Origin of the sequence: Micromonospora sp. D75, assembly GCF_018070405.1 — a bacterium.
GTDB classification, from domain to species: domain Bacteria; phylum Actinomycetota; class Actinomycetes; order Mycobacteriales; family Micromonosporaceae; genus Micromonospora; species Micromonospora chalcea.
The window spans coordinates 1-5,743 of record NZ_JAGPXV010000381.1; the positions used below are offsets into that span (position 1 = coordinate 1).

The window sequence follows — 5,743 nt, forward strand, 5'->3', positions numbered from 1 at the left end:
TCGGCATCCCCGAATGGGCCGCCGAGGCGGTCGCCCGCTCGCTGCGGGAGAGCCCGCCGACGCTGTACGGCCGGTTCGACCTCTGGTACGACGGCAGCGGCCCGCCGAAGATGCTGGAGTACAACGCCGACACCCCGACCGCGCTGGTCGAGGCGAGCATCGTGCAGTGGTACTGGCTGGAACACACCCGCCCGGACGCGGACCAGTGGAACAGCCTGCACGAACGGCTGGTCGGCGCGTGGGCCAAGATCGGCGCCGGGCTGCACGAGCGCCGGACGCACGTGCTCTGGTCCGAGGAAGAGGAGTCGGGCGAGGACCAGATCACCGCCGGCTACCTGGCCGAGACGGCCCGCCAGGCCGGGCTGGACGTGACGCTCATGCCGATCCAGCAGGTCGGCTGGGACGGGCGGCGCTTCGTCGACGCCGACGACCGCCCGATCACCACCTGCTTCAAGCTCTACCCCTGGGAGTGGATGCTGGCCGAGCCGTACGGGCGGCCCGCGCTGGACCCGGGCACGCCCACCACCTGGATCGAGCCGGCCTGGAAGCTGCTGCTGTCGAACAAGGCGCTGCTGGCGGTGCTCTGGGAGCTGTACCCGGGGCACGACTACCTGCTGCCCGCGTACCTGGACTCACCGCGCGGCATGACCGAGTACGTGGCCAAGCCGCTGCTCGGCCGCGAAGGCGGTTCGGTACGCATCGTGACCGCCGACACGGAGATCACCAACCCGGGGATCTACGGCGACGAGGGCTTTTGCTTCCAGGAGTTCCGCGCGTTGCCCGAGTTCGAGGGCAACCGGACGGTGCTCGGCAGCTGGATCGTGGACGGCGAGTCAGCCGGCGCCGGCGTACGGGAGAGCGAGAGCCTCATCACTGACGGTTACGCGCGGGTCCTGCCCCACTACATCGACGCACCGCGTCTGCCGTGAGTCGTCTACCGTTGGTGTCGTGAACTTCGACGCGTACGCCCGGACCGGGGTCGAGCTCGTCAACGCCCGGCTGGACGACCTGGACGGCCTACGGGCTGTCTTCTCGGACGAGCAGGGCTGGATGCGCGACGAAGTCGCGGAACGGGACCTGGCGATCTTCCGGCGGGCGCAGAAGCGACTCCGGGACGTCTTCGAGTACGGCACCTCGGGCCGGGACAACGAAGCGGTGGCGGAGCTGAACGCGCTGCTGGAGGCGTTCCCGGTGCAGCCGCGCATCTCCGGCCACGACTCCTCCGACTGGCACATGCACGTGACCAGCCGGGGCGCGTCGGTCTCCTCCGAATACCTGGCCGGGGCGGTCTGGGGGCTGTCGGTGTGGCTCTGCGAGTACGGCAGCGCCCGCTTCGGCGTCTGCGCCGACGACCGCTGCGGCAACGTCTACCTGGACACCTCGTCCAACTGCTGCCGGCGGTTCTGCTCCGAGCGCTGCGCCACCCGCTCCCACGTGGCGGCGCATCGGGCCCGCAAGCGGGCCGCGGTCGGCGAGCAGGCCGTCCCGGCGCAGCCGCTGTCCCCGGTGAGCTGACCTCCGGGGCGGCGCGCCCCGGTCAGGCGTCGACCGGCGAGGCGGCGGTCAGGTTCGCCCGGGCGAACTCCAGCGACTCGCGCAGGTCCGCCTCCCGGACCGCCCGGCTCTTCGCGCCCCGGGTGGTCACCTCTACCGCCACCGTGCCGCTGAACCCTCGGCCGGCGAGCGAGCGGAGCATCTCCGCGCAGGGCTGCCCGCCGCGACCGGGCACCAGGTGCTCGTCACGCCCCTCGCCGGTGCCGTCGCCCAGGTGCACGTGCGCCAGGCCGGAACCCATCCGGTCGGCCATCGCCATCGCGTCGGTGTGCGACGCAGCGCAGTGCGACAGGTCGAGCGTGTACGAGGCGTACCCGATCTCGGTCGGGTCCCAGCCCGGCGCGTACGGGACGAACTGCCGCCCCGCCATCCGCACCGGGTACATGTTCTCCACCCCGAAGTGCAGGCCGCCGAACTGCCCGGCGATCGTGTCGAGCCCGTCGGCGAAGGTACGCGCGTAGTCACGCTGCCAGGTGAACGGCGGGTGCACCACGACGGTCGGCGCCTCCAGCGTCTCGGCCAGCTCGGCGGCCTTGCGCAGCCGCTCCCACGGGTCGGGGCTCCACACCCGCTGGGTGACCAGCAGGCAGGGGGCGTGCACCGACAGCACCGGGACGCCGTAGTGCTCGGCGAGGCCGCGCAGCGCGCCCGCGTCCTGGCTGACCGGGTCGGTCCAGACCATCACCTCGATGCCGTCGTAGCCGAGTTCGGCGGCGAGCTGGAACGCCGCCGCGGTCCGTTCGGGGAAGACCGAGGACGTGGACAGGAGTACCGGAACGCGGTAGGTCACGCCTCCGAGGGTAGCTCCAACCACCAGCGAGCATCGGGACGAGCAACCGCAAAGCAACCCAGAGCGCTCGTACGGTCACATCGGCGCGAGCTGATCCAGCCGACGCAGGATGACGCCCTCGCGCAGCGCCCACGGGCAGATGTCCACGCGGTCCACGCCGAGCCGTCGCATCACCGCCTCGGCCACCACCGCGCCCGCGAGCAACTGGTGCGCCCGCTGCGCGCTCACCCCCTCCAGCTCGGGCAACTGGGCCGGGGGGATGTGCCTGATGAACCCCAGCACCTGCCGCAGACCGGTACGGGTCAGGCTGCGGCGCGCCCACAGCCCCGCCCCGGAGGGAGCCGCGCCGGCCAGCCGGGCCAGCGTGCGGAACGTCTTCGACGTGGCGACCGGACGCTCCCAGCCCACCGCCGTCAACTGCTCCACCACCGGGTCGAGCTGCGCGTCCACGTACGCCCGCAGTTCCTCCACGGCCTCGGCCGACGGCGGCGCCGTGCCGGCCGGGTCGACCGCCAGCCGCTCCCGGCTCAGCCGGCCCGCGCCGAGCGGCAGCGAGATCGCCACGTCCGGGTGCTCGTCGATGCCGGCCGCCAGCTCCAGCGAGCCGCCGCCGATGTCCATCGCCAGCAGCCGCCCGGCGGACCAGCCGAACCACCGCCGCACCGCGAGGAACGTCATCCGCGCCTCGTCCGCCCCGGAGAGCACCTCCAGGCGTACGCCCGTCTCGTCGCGGACGCGGGCCAGCACGTCGGCGGCGTTAGTGGCGTCGCGAACAGCGCTCGTGGCGAACGCCAGCAGATCCTCGGCGCCCAGCCCGTCCGCCGCCGCCCGGGCCATGCCGACCGCCTTGACCAGGCCGTCCGCGCCGCCGACGGTGAGCGCGCCGTCCGGACCGATCTGCTCGGCCAGCCGCAGCACCACCTTCTCCGAGTGCGCCGGCCACGGATGCGCGCCGTGGTGGGCGTCGACCACCAGCAGATGCACCGTGTTGGAACCGACGTCGAGGACACCCAGTCGCATGGGAAAGACCCTAGGGCCAACACGTTTCGTCGGCTCGGCGGCCGGGCGGGGTCACCGCGCGTACGCTGGTCCGAGTGACAGGGCAGATCGAGCTTCACGTGCTGGTGGACGACCCCGAGGACCCGCGCAGCCGCGAGGTCGGGCTGGACTTTCCCCGGGAGTGGATCGAGTTCGTCGACCCGGCCGACCCGAAGCACGTCGTCCGCGCCGACCTGACCTGGCTGCTCTCCCGCTGGACGTGCATCTTCGGGCAGGGCTGCCACGGCATCATCGCCGGACGGGCCGCCGACGGGTGCTGCTCGCACGGCGCGTTCTTCACCGACTCCGACGACGAGAAGCGGGTCCGGGCCGCGGTCAAGCGGCTGACGCCGGAGACGTGGCAGCACTTCCGGCGCGGGTTCAAGAACTGGACCGAGAACGACACGGTCGACGGCAAGACGCCGGCCCGGCGTACCGCCACCCGCGACGTGGACGCCCCGTGCGTGTTCCTCAACGACGCCGACTTCGCCGGCGGAGGCGGCTGCGCGCTGCACGCCCAGGCGCTGCGCGACGGGGTGCACCCGCTGGAGTACAAGCCGGACGTGTGCTGGCAACTGCCGGTACGCCGCGATCAGGAATGGCACAAGCGGCCGGACAACACGAAGGTGCTGATCTCCACGCTGGCCGAGTTCGACAGGCGCGGCTGGGGCGCGGGCGGGCACGACCTCGACTGGTGGTGCACCTCCTCGACCGACGCGCACGTCGGCGCCGAGCCGATGTACGTCTCGTACGGGCCGGAGCTGACCGCGCTGATCGGCGCGCCCGCGTACGCGAAGCTGGCCGAGCTGTGCGCCGCCCGGCAGCGCCAGGGTCAGATCGCCCCGCACCCGGCAAGCGAGTGAAGGCCGGCACCCCGTTGGTTCGGGGTGCCGGCCTTCACGTTTTTTCTTACTTGTTCCAGTGCTCGGCGACCAGGTCGGCGGCCTGCTGCTCCCACTGGGCGTAGTGGTCGGGGTAGGCGGAGACCTGGACGGTCTGGGCGGCCTTGGTCAGCGGCATGTCCTTCCAGCCGTCGACCTGCTTCAGACCCTTCAGGAACGCGGTCGTGGAGTACTCGGGGTCGGTGATCTGCTCGACCGTGCCCCAACCGCTGGAGGGGCGCTGCTGGAACAGGCCCTGCGAGTCGTGGTCGTTACGGTCACCCAGGTGGCCGAGGTTCTCCAGCTTCGACTCCTGCAACGCGGTCGCGATCGACACGACCGCGGCACGCTCGTCCATGCCGGCCTTCTTCGTCGCCGCGATGATCGCCTTCACGTTCCTGGTCTGCTCGTCATTGAGGTCGATGCGGGACTGGGCGCCCTGCACGCCGTGCGGGATCAGCTTGTCACCCTGCACGGTGGCGGTGACCGGCTTGACCGCGTGGGTGGTGTCGGCCGCGTGGGCGGCGACCGGGCCGGCGAACACGCCACCGGTGAAAGCCAGACCAGCAATACCCAGAACGCTCTTACGCAGAATCGTGTTCATGATGGGGGCTCCATTCGGGGGTCGACACACCCCCGGAGGGGACCGGGGGTGCGTGGGCACCGTCAGGCGCTCAAGAAAGTCTCAAGGGGGATCCCGGCTGCTCGCGGGGCTGGGGGCCTCGGCCTCTACGCGGCGCCGGAAGCATGTCCAACGACCTCGACCCGGCATCATTCCCGGGCGCCTCACACCACCGGGGGGCGGCGCGGGGCTCACGTCGTCGGAACCGTGTTCAACGACCAGCCGGGCGGGATCATTCCCCGCGGCTCACGCCGCCGCACGTACTCAACGGCCTGAGGTCTGTTCCCACAGCCGACGCGCTCGGGGGGCGCGGCCCTGCTCCGTCGTTCACCCGGTTACAACGCCACCGGCCCGCCCACGATTCCACCCCCAAAGTGCCGCCCACCACCCCCGAACCCGACACCCCGCACACCACCGACCAGACTCGCCCAGCCCATCCGGGCACCTCACTCTGTGCCCCGCGATCAAGGAGTTTGCGGCACATTCCGGCACCCACGAGCCCACTAACTCCTTGATCACCGCGATCTTGGAGTTGTGGCACCTCACGAAGGGCGCCAAACCGGGCATCCTGGGCACCACAACTCCAAGGTCCGACAAGCCTTCACCAGGCCCCCACACCGGGTTGATCATGAGGTTAACGGTGACAAGCCGGACACCAAGCACCGCCCAGTTCATGATCGACGCGACCGGGCAGGGCGGTGCGCTGGACGAGAGCGAAGCGGCCGCGACCAGCCCCGCGATCTTGCAGTTTGCGCCCTCCGAGCACCCCATTTGCCCGGTTTGCGGGGCACCAATGTGCAAGATCGCGCGATCGAGGGAGGGTCGGGCGGAGAGTGGGGGTCGAGAACTCCCCCGGGA

The 5,743-nt window shown here is 71.3% G+C and carries 6 protein-coding genes; 3 read left to right on the top strand and 3 right to left on the bottom strand.

All coding sequences use genetic code 11. The annotated features are described in order from the left end of the window. Both KBX39_RS20975 and KBX39_RS20980 read left to right on the top strand, forming a co-directional pair. The coding region (locus KBX39_RS20975; protein WP_210872090.1) for a glutathionylspermidine synthase family protein at positions 1 to 929 on the top strand (929 nt) is incomplete at its 5' end. A 19-nt stretch (positions 930 to 948) separates the two neighbouring features. After that, positions 949 to 1,515, top strand: coding sequence for a CGNR zinc finger domain-containing protein (locus tag KBX39_RS20980; RefSeq protein WP_018787720.1), 567 nt, complete (start codon positions 949 to 951; stop codon positions 1,513 to 1,515). Positions 1,516 to 1,537: 22 nt separating this feature from the next. Here the strand turns inward: KBX39_RS20980 and KBX39_RS20985 are convergent, their stop codons facing one another. Both KBX39_RS20985 and KBX39_RS20990 read right to left on the bottom strand, forming a co-directional pair. After that, positions 1,538 to 2,344 carry a sugar phosphate isomerase/epimerase gene (locus tag KBX39_RS20985; protein WP_064446686.1) on the bottom strand — a complete coding sequence of 269 codons (807 nt, stop codon included), beginning with the start codon at positions 2,342 to 2,344 and terminating at the stop codon, positions 1,538 to 1,540. A 75-nt stretch (positions 2,345 to 2,419) separates the two neighbouring features. Then, positions 2,420 to 3,364 (bottom strand): Ppx/GppA phosphatase family protein, encoded by a 945-nt coding sequence (locus KBX39_RS20990; protein WP_030502860.1) that lies wholly within the window; start codon positions 3,362 to 3,364, stop codon positions 2,420 to 2,422. A gap of 74 nt (positions 3,365 to 3,438) precedes the next feature. On the opposite strand from KBX39_RS20990, the gene KBX39_RS20995 reads away from it, so the two are divergent. Continuing rightward, positions 3,439 to 4,245 carry a hypothetical protein gene (locus KBX39_RS20995; protein WP_043328070.1) on the top strand — a complete coding sequence of 269 codons (807 nt, stop codon included), beginning with the start codon at positions 3,439 to 3,441 and terminating at the stop codon, positions 4,243 to 4,245. Positions 4,246 to 4,291: 46 nt separating this feature from the next. On the opposite strand, the gene KBX39_RS21000 is transcribed toward KBX39_RS20995, so the two are convergent. Then, positions 4,292 to 4,867 carry a hypothetical protein gene (locus KBX39_RS21000; RefSeq protein ID WP_210872092.1) on the bottom strand — a complete coding sequence of 192 codons (576 nt, stop codon included), beginning with the start codon at positions 4,865 to 4,867 and terminating at the stop codon, positions 4,292 to 4,294. Between the last annotated feature and the right edge of the window lie 876 nt (positions 4,868 to 5,743).